Source organism: Paucimonas lemoignei (assembly GCF_004342585.1).
Taxonomy (GTDB): domain Bacteria; phylum Pseudomonadota; class Gammaproteobacteria; order Burkholderiales; family Burkholderiaceae_D; genus Paucimonas; species Paucimonas lemoignei.
Genome location: NZ_SLZQ01000010.1, coordinates 25,532 through 40,771, shown reverse-complemented (window position 1 = coordinate 40,771; position 15,240 = coordinate 25,532). Strand labels below are relative to the sequence as shown.

17 protein-coding genes are annotated in these 15,240 nt (G+C 56.7%); 5 read left to right on the top strand and 12 right to left on the bottom strand.

From position 1 onward, the window contains the following. Positions 1–13 precede the first annotated feature (13 nt). Positions 14–718 carry a DUF2382 domain-containing protein gene (locus EDC30_RS14580; RefSeq protein WP_132259667.1) on the bottom strand — a complete coding sequence of 235 codons (705 nt, stop codon included), beginning with the start codon at positions 716–718 and terminating at the stop codon, positions 14–16. A gap of 210 nt (positions 719–928) precedes the next feature. On the opposite strand from EDC30_RS14580, the gene EDC30_RS14575 reads away from it, so the two are divergent. After that, entirely contained in the window at positions 929–1,480 is a 552-nt protein-coding gene (locus EDC30_RS14575; protein ID WP_132259586.1) for a hypothetical protein, read from the top strand. Positions 1,481–1,537: 57 nt separating this feature from the next. Here the strand turns inward: EDC30_RS14575 and EDC30_RS14570 are convergent, their stop codons facing one another. The 11 genes from EDC30_RS14570 to EDC30_RS14520 all read right to left on the bottom strand — a co-directional run bounded on the left by EDC30_RS14570 (position 1,538) and on the right by EDC30_RS14520 (position 12,726). Beyond that, complete coding sequence (locus tag EDC30_RS14570) at positions 1,538–3,703, bottom strand: primosomal protein N' (protein ID WP_132259585.1); 2,166 nt, start codon at positions 3,701–3,703, stop codon at positions 1,538–1,540. Positions 3,704–4,383: 680 nt separating this feature from the next. After that, the gene (gene hemE / locus EDC30_RS14565; RefSeq protein ID WP_132259584.1) at positions 4,384–5,466 is read right to left on the bottom strand and encodes a uroporphyrinogen decarboxylase; all 1,083 of its coding nucleotides are present in this window, start codon (positions 5,464–5,466) and stop codon (positions 4,384–4,386) included. 217 nt (positions 5,467–5,683) lie between these two features. Continuing rightward, the gene (locus tag EDC30_RS14560; protein WP_132259583.1) at positions 5,684–6,106 is read right to left on the bottom strand and encodes a F0F1 ATP synthase subunit epsilon; all 423 of its coding nucleotides are present in this window, start codon (positions 6,104–6,106) and stop codon (positions 5,684–5,686) included. A gap of 66 nt (positions 6,107–6,172) precedes the next feature. Further along, positions 6,173–7,594, bottom strand: a complete 1,422-nt coding sequence (atpD, locus tag EDC30_RS14555; RefSeq protein WP_132259582.1) for a F0F1 ATP synthase subunit beta — start codon at positions 7,592–7,594, stop codon at positions 6,173–6,175. Positions 7,595–7,649: 55 nt separating this feature from the next. Then, complete coding sequence (gene atpG / locus EDC30_RS14550; RefSeq protein WP_132259581.1) at positions 7,650–8,519, bottom strand: F0F1 ATP synthase subunit gamma; 870 nt, start codon at positions 8,517–8,519, stop codon at positions 7,650–7,652. A 27-nt stretch (positions 8,520–8,546) separates the two neighbouring features. Beyond that, positions 8,547–10,082 (bottom strand): F0F1 ATP synthase subunit alpha, encoded by a 1,536-nt coding sequence (gene atpA, locus EDC30_RS14545; RefSeq protein WP_132259580.1) that lies wholly within the window; start codon positions 10,080–10,082, stop codon positions 8,547–8,549. A 52-nt stretch (positions 10,083–10,134) separates the two neighbouring features. Next, positions 10,135–10,668 carry a F0F1 ATP synthase subunit delta gene (locus EDC30_RS14540; RefSeq protein ID WP_132259579.1) on the bottom strand — a complete coding sequence of 178 codons (534 nt, stop codon included), beginning with the start codon at positions 10,666–10,668 and terminating at the stop codon, positions 10,135–10,137. A 2-nt stretch (positions 10,669–10,670) separates the two neighbouring features. Beyond that, the gene (locus EDC30_RS14535) at positions 10,671–11,141 is read right to left on the bottom strand and encodes a F0F1 ATP synthase subunit B (RefSeq protein WP_132259578.1); all 471 of its coding nucleotides are present in this window, start codon (positions 11,139–11,141) and stop codon (positions 10,671–10,673) included. A gap of 71 nt (positions 11,142–11,212) precedes the next feature. Continuing rightward, positions 11,213–11,467 carry a F0F1 ATP synthase subunit C gene (atpE, locus tag EDC30_RS14530; RefSeq protein ID WP_132259577.1) on the bottom strand — a complete coding sequence of 85 codons (255 nt, stop codon included), beginning with the start codon at positions 11,465–11,467 and terminating at the stop codon, positions 11,213–11,215. A gap of 94 nt (positions 11,468–11,561) precedes the next feature. Further along, positions 11,562–12,386: a F0F1 ATP synthase subunit A gene (gene atpB / locus EDC30_RS14525; protein WP_132259576.1), complete on the bottom strand. Its 825-nt coding sequence runs from the start codon at positions 12,384–12,386 to the stop codon at positions 11,562–11,564. Between the two features lies 1 nt (position 12,387). Then, positions 12,388–12,726: an ATP synthase subunit I gene (locus EDC30_RS14520; RefSeq protein WP_132259575.1), complete on the bottom strand. Its 339-nt coding sequence runs from the start codon at positions 12,724–12,726 to the stop codon at positions 12,388–12,390. Between the two features lie 470 nt (positions 12,727–13,196). Between EDC30_RS14520 and EDC30_RS14515 the strand changes: the two genes are divergently transcribed. The 4 genes from EDC30_RS14515 to EDC30_RS14500 are packed head-to-tail and all read left to right on the top strand — an operon-like array spanning position 13,197 to position 15,238. Then, complete coding sequence (locus EDC30_RS14515; RefSeq protein ID WP_132259574.1) at positions 13,197–13,934, top strand: beta-ketoacyl synthase chain length factor; 738 nt, start codon at positions 13,197–13,199, stop codon at positions 13,932–13,934. Further along, positions 13,924–14,706, top strand: a complete 783-nt coding sequence (locus EDC30_RS14510; RefSeq protein ID WP_132259573.1) for a lysophospholipid acyltransferase family protein — start codon at positions 13,924–13,926, stop codon at positions 14,704–14,706. The genes EDC30_RS14515 and EDC30_RS14510 overlap by 11 nt, the downstream gene beginning before the upstream one ends. Then, entirely contained in the window at positions 14,693–14,953 is a 261-nt protein-coding gene (locus EDC30_RS14505; RefSeq protein ID WP_132259572.1) for a phosphopantetheine-binding protein, read from the top strand. Before EDC30_RS14510 ends, EDC30_RS14505 begins: the two co-directional genes overlap by 14 nt. 18 nt (positions 14,954–14,971) lie before the next feature. Next, positions 14,972–15,238 carry an acyl carrier protein gene (locus EDC30_RS14500; RefSeq protein ID WP_243656800.1) on the top strand — a complete coding sequence of 89 codons (267 nt, stop codon included), beginning with the start codon at positions 14,972–14,974 and terminating at the stop codon, positions 15,236–15,238. Positions 15,239–15,240: the final 2 nt, after the last annotated feature.

Sequence of the window (15,240 nt, the reverse complement as noted above, 5' to 3'; positions counted from 1 at the left end):
TCTCCTAAAGTCTTCATTGCCCGGCAGATGTGCCAGGACTATTTGTATTCTGCTTAGGGTTACTTGGCATTCCTGTAGTTCCGCGCCAGCGCGTGTTTTCATCGAAGTGTTCAATACTGACTTCTTGCGACTGCAGGACAACATGCTGCGGCGCGCGAATTTCGCGTTTATGCCGAGTAATGCGCACTTCTTCCTTCAGGCGCAATTGGCGCTCCACGACCAGCACTTCTTCGAATACCGGAACGATGAATGTTTCCCCCTCCTGGCGCGCCTGCGGGATTTGGGCACGGTCGACGGGGCGGCCGATCGGCACGCGTGTGACTTCCAGCACGTCTTCCTGCAGCGGTACATCGACGACTTCGGTGCGTTCCACGACATGCTGATGGACGCGAATGCCGCGTCCGGTCTCGATGGTGCGCTTATTTACCTGCAACTCCTCTTGAATCACAGGAATGACTTGTCCTTGCTGTGGGCTTCGTGTGGCGTTATCCAATGCCGAGAATGCAAATGGAATGGAATAGTCGCCGTCGCTACGTTGTTGCAGCAGGTCTAGCGGGATCTGCAAGCTGGTGCCATCTTGCTGCTTCAAGATAACGTAAGTCCCTCCATTCGTTTCGCCACGCTCGACGATATTTGCCTGGCGACCATCCGTGTCAAAGACCGTCGCATTTTCTGATTGATCGACGGCCGTGCGATCGCGAGTGACCTTGTCTTTCATGAATTTTGTAAATTGCACCGGTACATTAAGGTCTCGTTAGACCAGCAATTGCGGCTCCTGTGCCGCGAAATTATGACGATGGCGGAAGCTCGGATGATCGATCCGATTAGGTGCAAACTTCTCTGGCTCGACATCACTATTGCCGAACTAAATCCCTATCCGGTGTTCTTATTGTTTTGTAATGGTTCATTGTTTTTTGAGGAGCTATTCATGGGGAATATCATTGCCGGTCGATTCGATCAACAAATTTCTGCTGACGAAGCCCGCGCTGAAATTTTGCGTGCGGGTTTTGCTGAAGAACAGGTTTCGACTTTTTACGTCAGTCCGCCGGGCCAGCATGACATGACCCTGATAGGTGGCGATGAAATCAAGTCACATGGCGCGGAACACACCGAGCGAGGGATCGCCAAAGGCGGTATCGCTGGCGGCGTCGTGGGCGCCGTGATTGGCGCGGCGACCATGCCAGTGATCGGGCCGGTTGCGCCGGTTGTCGGCGCGCTGGTTGGGGCGCACGTGGGCGACCTGGCGGGATCATTATCCGAGACGGAGGACGATGGCACCGAAAGCGGCACGCTGCCTTATCGTCGGTCAGGCATGATGCTGGCCATCTCGGCGGCCAGCGAGGATGAGGAAGCACGCGCGGTGCGTGTGCTGCGCGAGCTGCAAGCCTTGGATATCGAACGTGCCGAGGGGACGATCGCCAACGGTGACTGGGAAGATTTCGATCCGCTGCAACCGCCTCGACTGGTGGACTTGCATTGACAATACAGTGATCCGGCCACAACGGGGAAGTGGAAAGTCACGGCGTTCTCGACAGACTTAAATATCTTGCGGGTCCACTTCCAGTGACCATTTGATGCGGGGTTTTATTTCCCGCAATACCGGCAGCCATGCCGTCAAATAAGCCTGCAAGGCCACCCTCGACGTTGATTCGATGAGCAATTGCGCCCGCTCGACATTGGCCACTCTTGTCATTGCCATGGGAATCGGGTCATGGAGAATCACTTCGGGCGGCAAATCCATAGATGAGCGCGCCGCTTCCAGGAATTCCAGCGCGGTTTGCAATTCCCGCGCTTCGGCCCGCATCAGCGCCTGGTAAATAAAGGGTGGCAAACCGGCTTGCACGCGGTCTTGCAGCTGCACGTCCGCAAAGCGCTCATAGTCATGCGCACGCAAGGCGGCATACAAGGGATGTTGAGGATAGCGCGTCTGGATCCAGACTTCGCTGGGATTGCCATCTTCCTTCTGCGCCCGGCGCCCCGCGCGTCCGGCCACCTGCATCAATTGGGCGAACAGGCGTTCGGCGGCGCGGTAATCCTGCGAAAACAATGCCGTATCCGGATTGAGCACGCCGACCAGGGTGAGGTTTTGAAAGTCATGGCCCTTGGCCACCATTTGCGTGCCGATGAGAATATCGACCTCTCCCCGGTGCACGGCATCGAATGCGGCTTGTGCGCTGCCCTTGAGGCGAGTGGAATCGGCATCGATGCGCTGGATGCGCGCAGCAGGAAATAGCTGCTGCAGGCTTTCTTCGACGCGCTGGGTGCCGCGGCCGATCGGCTGCAGGTCGATATTGCCGCAGGTGGGGCAATTGCGCGGGATCCGCATTTCATTGCTGCAGTGGTGGCAACGCAGCTTGCGGTCCAGCTTATGCAACACCATGAATGCGCTGCAATGGGCGCAGTTGCTGATCCATCCGCAGGCTTCGCATGCCATCACCGGTGCATAGCCGCGCCGGTTCAAAAACAGGAGCGATTGTTCGCCGCATTCCAGGCGCAGCCTGACCGCCTTGATGAGGGAAGAGGTCATGCCGCCGGTCGGCCTGTCGCGCTCCATATCGATCATGCGTACCTTGGGCAGCACGGCATCAGGCACGGCGCGCTCGCGCAATTCGAGCTTTTTGTAGCGGCCGGATTGCACATGCTGCCAGGATTCCAGCGAAGGCGTGGCCGACCCCAGCACGACCGGGATGCCCAGCTGGTGAGCGCGCCATACCGCCAGGTCGCGGGCGGAATAGCGCAAGCCCTCCTGCTGCTTATATGAAGGATCGTGTTCCTCGTCGACCACGATCAGTTTCAGGTTCGGCAGCGACGCCAGGATTGCCAGCCGCGTGCCCAGAACGATTTGCGCCCGGCCGTAATGCGCCGCCAGCCAATGCGTCAAGCGCTCGCCTTCCGCAAGCCCGCTATGCAACAAGGCGATGGTCAAGTGCGGGAAGCGCGCTTGCACGTTAGCCAGCCATTGCGGCGTCAGGTTGATCTCTGGAACGAGGATCAAGACCTGAGCCGGCGGGCCTTCACTGTGCGCCTGAGCGAAAATGCGTGCCGCCGCTTGCAGATAGACTTCCGTCTTGCCGCTGCCGGTCACGCCGAACAACAGGTAGGGAGTAAAGCCCATTGTTTCGGCGATGCTTGCGACGGCTTGCTCTTGTGCGGCATTCAGGTTCGGTGTGGCAGACCAGAATACCGGGCTGGCAAGCGCGGCCGGCTCGGCGACTTCAACCGCTGCTTCCGCCTGGGCCGGCGATTCGACCGGGGTAGTTATTGCAGCGTTGCGTCCGCGTGCGCGCGCAGCTTTGCGGAGCCTCGGCAAAGCGACATCTGCGGGCCTGGCGAGCTTTGCCAAGGCTTTGTCGAGCGCTGTCGTCTTGGTGGTACGGAGGTTTTTCGGCAAGCCTGGAATAGCGACTTCGCCGAGCGGGCGGTGGTAATAATCGGCCGCAAAACGGCACAAGTCCAGCCACTCGCGAGACAAAGGCGGCACTTGCACATGCACGGCAAGCGCCTCTCTCAGTTTTTCCGCAGGCAAATCGCTATGGTCGCTCACCGCCACGATGATTCCCACGACTTCGCGGCGGCCAAACGGCACGATGGCCAGTTGTCCCGGCCGTGGAAGTGGCACCGTTTCATCCTGAAGTTTCCACTGGTAATCGAACAGGCTGTCGAGTGGCGAATCCAGCGCGATTTTGAGAATGCAGTGTTCCACGCAATTAAAGTAAATCTTTAATAATTTTGCTAAGCATAGGTTTCATAAGCATTTTTTCAGCTATCCACAGTTATTGTGGATAACTTTGTGGACAAGGCCCTCTTGACAGCCGCAAATGCCAGTATTTATGCGGGTTTCAATAAAATGCCTATTCGACGAGCAAAAATTTTTCCCTTTAAATTCAAATACTTAAGTTTTTGTATTTGATTTGAGAAATTTTTTAAATCAAAAATTGTTTGCTGCTTTGCACCAGTTCAACCTTGTGAATAAGTTCCGGCTAATAGCACTTTTTAGCGATGCTTCAGATCAAAAAGTATTCATGTCGTCAAGCGTTGCCCCATGGCATTTACTGCAGGCTACAACAAGAAAGTTCTGAAGATTTTCACCTAAGTATGTGTCTTATAAAGACTTTTTCATTCTATCCACATCTTCTGTGGATAACTTTGTGGACAATCGCCTCTTGACAGGCTGAAACCCGCGTATTTTCTCTGTTTCTAGGAAATTTCCTACATAGCAGAGGAAAATCGAGCATCAATAAAATCAAGGAGTTACAGAAATTGCCTTGCGAAAAGTCATTTATTTAAAAAAATTTTTTATATACAGAAATTTGCACACTTTTTGTGAATAAGTCCTTGTTTTTTCCCAAACTAGTTACTTACGCGCAATGTTGTTCTATGGACTTAACCTGCTTGACGAAGTTGGCGGCTATGCTTGTGGACCGCATCGACCAGGACTGCCACGGACTCCGGCGGCGTGAATTGCGAAATGCCGTGGCCAAGGTTAAAGACATGACCATTACCCGGCGTGCCGAAGGATTGCAGCAGCCTGCTCACTTCGGCTTCGATCTGTTCCGGTTTGGCGAACAGCACCGCAGGGTCGAGATTGCCTTGCAAAGCGACCTGATGCCCGACACGGGCGCGTGCCTGGCCGAGATTGACGGTCCAGTCCAGACCGACGGCGTCGGCGCCGATCGAGGCGATTTGCTCCAGCCACAGGCCACCGCCCTTGGTAAAGACGATCGAAGGAATCCGTACCCCATTGTGTTCGCGCTTGAGCCCGTTGATCACCTCACGCAGGTACGCCAGCGAAAAGTCCTGGTATGCGCCGTCTGCGAGCACGCCGCCCCACGTATCGAACACCATCACGGCCTGGGCGCCGGCGTCGATCTGTGCGTTGAGATAGGCCGTCACTGCCTGGGCGTTGATTTTCAGGATATGGTGGATCAGGTCGGGACGCTGGTAAAGCATCGTCTTGATGGTACGGAAGTCGTCCGATCCTCCGCCTTCGACCATGTAGCAGGCGAGGGTCCACGGGCTGCCGGAAAAACCGATCAACGGCACGCGGCCGGCCAGCGCCGTGCGGATTTGCGTGACGGCGTCGAAGACATATTGCAACTCGCCGAGATCCGGTGCGCGCAAGGCGTGCACGGCCGCTTCATCGCGGAGCGGACGCTCGAACTTGGGGCCCTCGCCTTCGGCAAAATAAAGTCCCAGCCCCATGGCGTCCGGTACGGTCAGAATATCCGAGAACAGAATGGCGGCATCCAGCGCAAAGCGGTCGAGCGGCTGCAATGTCACTTCGGTGGCGAAGCCGGGATTCTTTGCCAGGCCCAGGAAGGAGCCGGCGCGCTTGCGCGTGGCATTGTATTCAGGCAGATAACGGCCTGCCTGGCGCATCAGCCATAACGGCGTATAGTCGGTCGGCTGGCGCAACAAGGCACGCAGGAAGGTATCGTTCTTGAGAGGCGCGAATGAGCTGGACATGGATTCGATGAAATGAATGGACTAACCCGCTATTATCGCCCAAGCAGTGCGATTGAAGAGGAAATGTCGCGAGCTAACGAGAAAATCGGTTTTGCTTGAAGCCACTGGCACGCAGCGATATTGATGCGATAAGTGCATACGGGCTGAGCGCCGCCGCATAAAAACAAAAGGCAGCCGAAGCTGCCTTTTGCTGCAAGCGAATCTCGCTTAGTGTTGCTTAACGCTTTTGACGCAGTTTCTGGATTGCCGCCAGTTGCGCGATGGCCTGAGCCAGTTCTGCTTGCGCCTGGGCGTAATCAATCTTCGAATCCTTGTTGGCCAGCGCTTCCTCGGCCATTTTCTTGGCTTCGGCAGCTTTGGCTTCGTCGAGGTCGGCGCCGCGGATAGCGGTGTCGGCCAGAACCGTCACCGCGTTCGGCTGCACTTCAAGAATGCCGCCGGCGACGAAGACCAGCTCTTCCTGGGCTTGGTTGCCGACCTTGATGCGCACCGCACCCGGCTTGATGCGAGTGATCAGCGGGGTGTGCATCGGATAGATGCCCAGCTCGCCTGCTTCACCCGGCAACGCGACGAATTCGGCTTCGCCGGAGAAGATTTGCTCTTCAGCGGAAACCACGTCAACGTGAATAGTGTTTGCCATGTTGGAACCTTATACGTTCGTCGGATCGAGGCGGCGAAGCGTTTTCACGATTCACCGCCTAGCGATTTAGGCAGCCTTTTTGACTTCCTCGGCCATCTTGCGACCTTTTTCGATCGCTTCGTCGATGGTGCCGACCATGTAGAAGGCTTGTTCCGGCAGGTGATCCAGTTCGCCGGAAGCGATCATCTTGAAGCCCTTGATCGTGTCTTTCAGCGAAACGTACTTGCCCGGGGAACCGGTAAACACTTCAGCGACGTGGAACGGCTGCGACAGGAAACGCTGCATCTTACGAGCGCGTGCCACCACCAGCTTGTCTTCCGGTGCCAGTTCGTCCATGCCCAGAATCGCGATAATGTCACGCAGTTCCTTGTAGCGCTGCAGCGTGCCTTGCACGGCGCGAGCGGTTTCGTAGTGCTCGGCGCCGACCACGTTCGGGTCCAGCTGACGCGAGGTCGAATCCAGCGGATCCACGGCCGGGTAAATACCCAGAGCAGCGATGTCACGGGACAGAACCACGGTCGAGTCCAAGTGAGCAAAGGTGGTTGCCGGCGACGGGTCGGTCAAGTCATCCGCAGGGACGTACACGGCCTGGATCGAGGTGATCGAACCAACCTTGGTCGAGGTAATACGCTCTTGCAGGCGGCCCATTTCTTCAGCCAGCGTCGGCTGATAGCCCACGGCGGAAGGCATACGGCCCAGCAGCGCGGACACTTCGGTACCGGCCAAGGTGTAACGGTAGATGTTATCGACGAAGAACAGCACGTCACGGCCTTCGTCACGGAACGATTCAGCGATCGTCAGACCGGTCAGCGCCACGCGCAGACGGTTGCCCGGCGGCTCGTTCATCTGGCCATACACCATCGCCACTTTCGACTTGGTGAAGTCTTCAGTGTTGACGACGCCGGCTTCGATCATTTCGTGATAGAAGTCGTTACCTTCACGGGTACGCTCACCCACGCCGGCGAACACGGACAGACCCGAGTGCGCCTTGGCGATGTTGTTGATGAGTTCCATCATGTTCACGGTCTTGCCCACACCGGCGCCGCCGAACAGGCCAACCTTACCGCCCTTGGCGAACGGGCACACCAGGTCGATAACCTTGATGCCGGTTTCCAGCAGGTCTTGCGACGGGCTCAGCTCGTCGTAAGCCGGAGCCTTGCGGTGAATCGAGGCGGTTTGGGTTTGAGCGACAGGACCGACTTCATCGATCGGGTTGCCCAGCACGTCCATGATGCGACCCAGGGTAGCAGCGCCAACCGGCACGGTGATCGGGGCGCCGGTGTTGGTGATCGTCATGCCGCGACGCAGACCGTCGGAGGAGCCCAGCGCGATGGTACGGACAACGCCGTCGCCCAACTGCTGCTGCACTTCCAGGGTCAGCTCGGAGCCTTCCATTTTCAAAGCATCGTACACCTTGGGCATTGCATTGCGGGGGAATTCCACGTCCACCACGGCGCCGATACACTGAACGATTTTGCCTTCAGCCATTTTCGTTCCTTCAATATTAAATTTAAATTCGATAATCCGTTGAGCGAAGCACGCGTTAAACCGCAGCCGCACCAGCGACGATTTCGGACAGCTCGGTAGTAATCGCGGCCTGGCGGGTCTTGTTGTAGACCAGCTTCAATTCCTTGATCACGTTACCGGCATTGTCGGAAGCCGACTTCATCGCCACCATGCGCGCCGACTGCTCGGACGCCATATTCTCTGCGAGGGCCTGGTAGATCAGCGCTTCCACGTAGCGCACCAGCAGCTCATCAATCACGACCGCAGCTTCTGGCTCATAGATGTAATCCCATGCGTGGGATCCTTTATCAGCCTTCATGCGGTCCGACGACAGCGGCAAGAGTTGATCCATGATCGCTTCCTGCTTCATCGTCGTGATGAACTTGGTGTAGCACACGTAGACAGCGTCGAGCTTGCCTTCCTGGTAAGCATCCAGCAGGACCTTGACCGGGCCAATCAGCTTTTCCAGGTGCGGGGTGTCGCCCAATTGAGTCGCCTGCGACACGACCTTCGCGCCGACACGATTCAAAAAGCCCAGGCCCTTGTTGCCGATGGCAACGGCCTGAACCTGGACACCTTGACCTTCGGCTTCGCGGATCTTGTTGGTCGCCAGACGCAAGACGTTGGTGTTCATACCGCCGCACAGACCCTTGTCGGTCGTGACAACGATAAGACCAATCGCCTTGGCGCCTTCCTGCTTGACCAGGAACGGGTGCGTGTACTCCGGATTAGCCTGCGACAAGTTAGCGGCGATATTCCGAACCTTTTCACTGTAGGGACGAGCCGACCGCATCCGGTCCTGCGCCTTGCGCATTTTGGATGCGGCGACCATTTCCATCGCCTTGGTGATCTTCTTCGTATTCTCTACGCTCTTGATCTTGCCGCGTATCTCTTTTCCTGCAGCCATGAGGGGTTACTCCTTCTAGCTGTGGGTTCAGAAAGTTTTCTTGAAGTCGGCAATCGCGGCGGCCAATGCTGCTTCGCCGTCTTTATCGAGTTGCTTGGTATCTTCAATCTTCTGCAACAGTGCACCGTGGCTGATCTTCATGAAGTTATGCAGACCGGCTTCGAATGCCAACACTTGCTTGACGTCGATGCTGTCGAAGTAACCCTTGTTCACGGCGAACAGCGACACGGCCATCAGCGAAACCGGCAGCGGCGAGTATTGCTTCTGCTTGAGCAATTCGGTCACGCGGGCACCTCGGTCGAGCTGCTTGCGGGTGGCTTCGTCGAGGTCAGAAGCGAACTGCGCGAACGCAGCCAATTCACGATACTGCGCCAAGTCGGTACGGATACCGCCGGACAGGTTCTTGATAACCTTGGTCTGGGCAGCACCACCAACGCGGGACACCGAGATACCGGCATTAATCGCAGGACGGATACCGGCGTTGAACAGCGAGGTTTCCAGGAAGATCTGACCGTCGGTAATCGAAATCACGTTGGTCGGAACGAACGCGGACACGTCACCAGCTTGGGTTTCGATGATCGGCAGCGCGGTCAGCGAACCGGTCTTGCCCTTGACTTCGCCATTGGTGAACTTCTCGACGTAGTCCGGGTTCACGCGGGCTGCGCGCTCCAGCAGACGGGAGTGGAGATAGAACACGTCGCCCGGGAACGCTTCACGGCCCGGCGGACGGCGCAGCAGCAGGGAAACCTGACGGTAAGCCACGGCTTGCTTGGACAGATCGTCATAAATGATCAGGGCATCTTCGCCGCGATCACGGAAGTATTCGCCCATGGCGCAACCGGAGTAGGCGGCAACGTATTGCATCGCTGCGGATTCGGAAGCGTTGGCGGCAACGACGATGGTGTATTCCATGGCGCCATGTTCTTCGAGAGCGCGCACCAGGTTCTTCACCGTGGATGCCTTCTGGCCGATAGCGACATAGATACAGGTCATGTTCTGACCTTTTTGATTGATGATGGTATCAATCGCAACGGCAGACTTACCGGTTTGACGGTCACCGATGATCAGCTCGCGCTGGCCACGACCGATCGGCACCATGGCGTCGATCGATTTCAGGCCGGTTTGCATCGGCTGCGACACGGACTGACGCGCGATAACACCCGGCGCAATCTTTTCGATCGGCGCGGTCAGCTTGGTATTGACCGGGCCCTTGCCGTCGATCGGCTGACCCAGCGCGTTCACCACGCGGCCACGCAGTTCCGGACCGATCGGCACTTCCAGGATGCGGCCGGTGGTCTTGACGGTATCGCCTTCGGAAATGTGTTCGTACGGGCCCAGGATAACGGCGCCGACGGAGTCGCGCTCGAGGTTCAGCGCGAGGCCGAAGGTGTTGCCCGGGAATTCCAGCATTTCGCCTTGCATCGCATCGGACAAGCCGTGGATGCGGACGATGCCGTCGGTCACGGAAATAACCGTGCCCTGATTGCGGATCTCAGCGCTTTCGCCAAGACCCTGGATGCGGCTCTTGAGCAGTTCGCTGATTTCAGACGGATTGAGTTGCATGTTAACTCCTAATATTTTTCACTGTGCCTGGCGGTCGTGGGCGTTAAGCCGATCACGACACCAGGGCTGTGTGCATTTTTTGCAGCTTGGCGCGCACCGAGGTGTCCAGCACTTCATCTTCCACGGTCACGCGCACTCCGCCGATCAGCGAATTGTCGACAGTTACCGAAGGAATGAGCTTGCGGCCGAATTTCTTTTCCAGCGCAGCCACCAGTTCCTTCACCTGCGCGTCGCTCAACTCGAACGCGCTCGTGATGTGCGCATCGGCGGCGCCTTCCGCGGCATTTTTCAATGCCTCGAATTGCACGCCGATTTCCGGCAAGGCGGCCAGGCGGCCGTTTTCGACCAGCGCACTGACAAAGTTCCTGGCTTCCGGGCTGACCGGGGACTTGATCAGCGACAGGAAGGTTTCGACAACCTGGGCATCGGTCAGTTTCGGGTTGCTGACGAATTCCTGAACGTCAGGATTGCCAGCGACTTGCGCCATTTCGGACACCAGTTCCGACCAGGCGGCGAGGTTGCCGGCCTTGGCCACGCGGAACAGGGCTTCTGCATAAGGACGAGCGATCGTTGCGAGTTCTGCCATGATTACAGCTCGGCCTTCAATTGGTTCAGCAGGTCGGCGTGAGCCGCTGCATTCACCTCGCGACGCAGGATCTGTTCGGCGCCGGCAACCGCAAGGGTCGCCACTTGGCCGCGCAGCGTTTCACGCGCTTGGGTTACCTGCTGTTCCGCATCTGCCTTGGCGGCCGCGATAATGCGGGCAGCTTCGTCGGAGGCGGTCTTCTTGGCTTCTTCGACGATCGCTGCAGCACGCTTTTCAGCGTCAGCGATGCGCTTCAGGCCTTCATCCTTGGCGGTAGCCAGTTCAGCTTGCACGCGTTTTTCAGCGGCAGCCATTTCAGCCTTGCCTTTTTCTGCGGCAGCCAGGCCGTTCGCGATCTTCTCAGCGCGCTCATCGAGCGCTTTCATCAACGGCGGCCACACGAATTTCATCGTGAACCAAGCGAGGATGAAGAAGACCACGAACTGTGCAAACAACGTTGCATTTAAGTTCACGGTATTTTCCTTCTCAAATAAACAAATGCCGAACGACTAGGTTCGGCCGTTGAGAATTGGCTCGTGGCCGATTAGCCTGCGACGCGGGCAACGAACGGGTTTGCGAAGGCGAACAGCATGGCGATACCAACACCGATCAGGAACGCAGCGTCGATCAGACCAGCCAACAGGAACATCTTGGTTTGCAGAGCGTTCATCAGTTCAGGCTGGCGAGCCGAAGCTTCGAGGTACTTACCACCCATGATTGCGATGCCGATGCAAGCGCCGATAGCGCCCAGGCTGATGATCAAACCGCAGGTCAGGGCAACGAAAGAGAGGTCGGTCATGAGAGTTCCTTTAGAAGGTTAAGTTAAAAATAAAAGTTAAAGCCAAAAATTAAAACTTCGGTACTGCTGGATCCTGAATTTTCTCCTGGTCGTATCAGTGGCCTTCATGCGCCTGACCGATGTACACCAGGGTCAGCATCATGAAGATGAAGGCTTGCAGAAGAACGATCAGGATGTGGAAGATCGCCCACATGGAGCCGGCGATCACATGGCCGACGAAGCCGAAGACGGTAGCCGTCGAGCCCAGCAGCGCAATCAGAAGGAAAATCAATTCGCCGGCATACATGTTGCCGAACAGTCGCATACCCAGCGACACAGTCTTGGCGGCATATTCCACCAGGTTCAACAGGAAGTTGAACGGCGCCAGCCAGATGCCGAACGGCGCGGCGAACAGCTCATGCAACCAGCCGCCCAAGCCCTTGACCTTGATGCCGTAGTAAAGCGACAGCGCCAGCACGCCCAGGGACATGCCGATGGTGCCATTCAGGTCGGCGGTCGGCACCACGCGGTGATACGGGAACACTTCGCCCAGGCCGAGGTAATGAAAAGCTTGCGAGAACAGGTCGACCGGCAGGAAGTCCAGCGAGTTCATCAGGGCGACCCAGACGAACACGGTCAGGGCCAGCGGAGCGATGAAAGTGCGGTTGCCATGCACGATGGATTTGGATTGGTCTTCGACCATCTCGACGATGATCTCGACAAAAGCCTGGAAGCGGCCCGGCACGCCGGCAGTAGCCTTGCGTGCGGCACGATACATGAAGAAGCAGCCGAGCACACCAACCAGGATCGACCAGAACAGCGTGTCGTAGTTGATGATCGAGAAGTCGACGATATTCTTCTGTGCGTGATGCGTATTATTGAGGTGCCCTAGGTGGTGGACAATGTACTCGGAAGCAGTTGGCGTAGCAGAAGATGACATGTCAGTGCCTAAATAATAAGATGATGTAACTTTTCAGTGCCACGATGAAGGCAGCGAGCAGCGCCAGCCAATTCACATCGCGATACAGCAAGACCACTGCGTACAACAACGCAATCGTCATTCCAATCTTGATAAATTCGCCGATGAAAAACACTATCGGACTGGCGCCGCCGGGTTTGCGCGCATTGACAGCCAAGCGCCAAGCAAACAAGCCGTTCGGGACCACGCAGCACATCCCACCCAGCAGCGCAGAGATAAGCGCCGCCTCCCCTCCTATGGCACCGGCGATGATTGCCGTGAGAACTGTAGCGGCAAGTTGCAAAAGTAAGACGCGCTGCATACAGGCCTAATTCGTCGCATCGCGCAAATGGTGCTAGCGCGTAAGCGTTTTTTAATTCGGAGAGCGGTTCAGTGAAGCCTCGGGATTATAAGTGGATTCATAAACTCCAGTCAAACATTTGCCATTACGCAATTCAAGCAATGCGACGGAATTGATACAGCACTTCTCACGTTGAGCAGCGCGGGTTTGCCTCGCTCACATATATATGTATGACCGATAATTTAATATCGGATTGGCCTGCACCGCTTTTTTTTTCACCTTATCTAACTTCATATAGAGTAGAAAAGCAGGGCAGGATCTTGGCAGCCATTCAATTACCGTCGCGCTCATACTACAAAAACACAACAAGTTACGGCATCAGACGGACCATGATTCAAAAACTCTTTAGATGTTGACAACAGTCTCTCGCGTTGCGCCAAATCAAGCCGCTATAATTAGAATCTGTTACGGCAAGATTTTTCCTGGGGTTTATGCGTTCCGCGATCGAGTTTTCCATTACCAGCAACGCTGCCTGGGCCCCCGGCATTGAAACACGCGAGGCGTGGCAGGACTGGGCACTCGGCCAGCCTGTAACGCGCACGGATTCGGAGCCGGCATTGCGCGTAATGCCGGCCATGCAACGTCGGCGCCTGGGACTCCTCGGAAAGATGGCGCTCGAGGTTGCCTATGAATGTCTGGGCGAGCGCCGCGACATCCCGACACTGTTTTGCTCCCGTCATGGGGAGGTATCGCGCTCGGTGGAGTTATTGCGCAACCTGGCACAAGGCGAGCCGCTCTCTCCCACCTCTTTCGGATTGTCGGTCCACAATGCCATTGGCGGGATGTTTTCCATGGCGCGTGGCGACAAGGCTAGCCATATTGCCTTGAGTGGCGGCCATGCCAGTGTCGAGCATGCGCTGATCGAGGCCTGCGGTTTGCTGGCAGATGGCGAACAGGCGGTGCTGCTCGTTGTATACGATTGCCCGTTGCCGGCCGTGTATGCAAGTTTTCAGGATGAGGATACTCACCCGTTTGCATGGGCCTGGCTGATCGAGCCGCCACAGCAGGATGTGATTGCCCTGTCATGGGACGCGCCAACTGGGACGCCAAGCGGAAATGAAATGACAACAACCAGTCTGGAAATTCTGCGCTTTTTCTTGCGGCGGGAGCAAAGCATGAAGCGCCTCTGCGGCAAGCAATCCTGGCAATGGACGCGACATGGTCGTTAATCGTCTTGAACGTTCTGTGCGCGTGCTGACGACGGGCTTGAGCTTTGCCGCCTTTGGCCTGGGCGGGCTGGTGCTGCGCGTGGCGGTATTCCCGATCATCAGTGTGTTTTTCAGGGACCAGCAGCAGCGCACGCTGGTATCCCGCAATGTCATCCGGCTGACATTTCGCGCGTTTATCGAAATGATGCGCGTCATGGGCGTGCTGCGTTATGAGATCAAGGGGCTGGAGCGGCTGGAGCGCGCGGGCTTGCTCGTTATCGCCAACCATCCGACGCTGCTGGATACGGTATTTCTGATGGCATTCGTGAAGCATGCCAATTGCATCGTCAAAAGCGGCTTGTGGAGCAATCCATTTACGCATGGGCCAGTGCGGGCTGCTGGCTATATCAAGAATGAGAATGGCCCCGACCTGGTGGATGATTGCATCGCCACCCTGGCGGATGGCAGTAACCTGATCATTTTCCCGGAAGGGACACGCAGTCCGCGCCATGGCCTGCATCCGTTCAGGCGCGGGGCATCGAATATCGCCGTACGCGGCTTGCGGGACCTGACGCCGGTGACCATCCGCTGCACCCCGCCGACGCTGGGCAAAGGCGAAAAGTGGTGGCAGGTGCCGCCTCGGCGCATGCATTTTGTCATCGAAGTAAGGGAAGACGTCAAGGTCGCGCCTTTTGTTGCAACCGCCAACAATGAAACACTCGCGGCACGCCGCCTGACCGATTATTTGCAAAACTATTTTGCCGAGGAAAACCAACGCCATGCAATCGCTTGAACAAGAAGTAAAGCAGCTCATCATCGATGCCCTGCAACTGGAAGACATCACGCCGGCGGACATCGATACGGATGCGCCTTTGTTTATCGAAGGCCTCGGGCTGGATTCGATCGATGCGCTGGAATTGGGCGTGGCCCTGCAAAAGCGTTATGGCATTTCGCTATCCGCCGATTCGGAAGAAACGCGCCGCCACTTCAAGTCGGTAAGCGCGCTCTGCGCGCTGATCACCGAACATCGCAACAAATAATCAACGGGGGATAAGGAAATGTCTGCGCCGAGCACCACCATGAGCCGGGATGAGATCCAAGCATGGATCGTCGATACCTTGCACGAGATGTTTGAAATCGACAAGGCGGCGATCACCCCGCAATCCAATCTGTACACCGATCTCGATATCGACAGCATCGATGCGGTCGACCTGGCCGTCAAATTGAAGGAATTGACCGGCAAACGCTTGTCGCCGGAAATGTTCAAGACCGTGCGCACGGTCGAGGACGTCATCAATGCCGTAGCCGACCTGCTGACGGAGTAAGA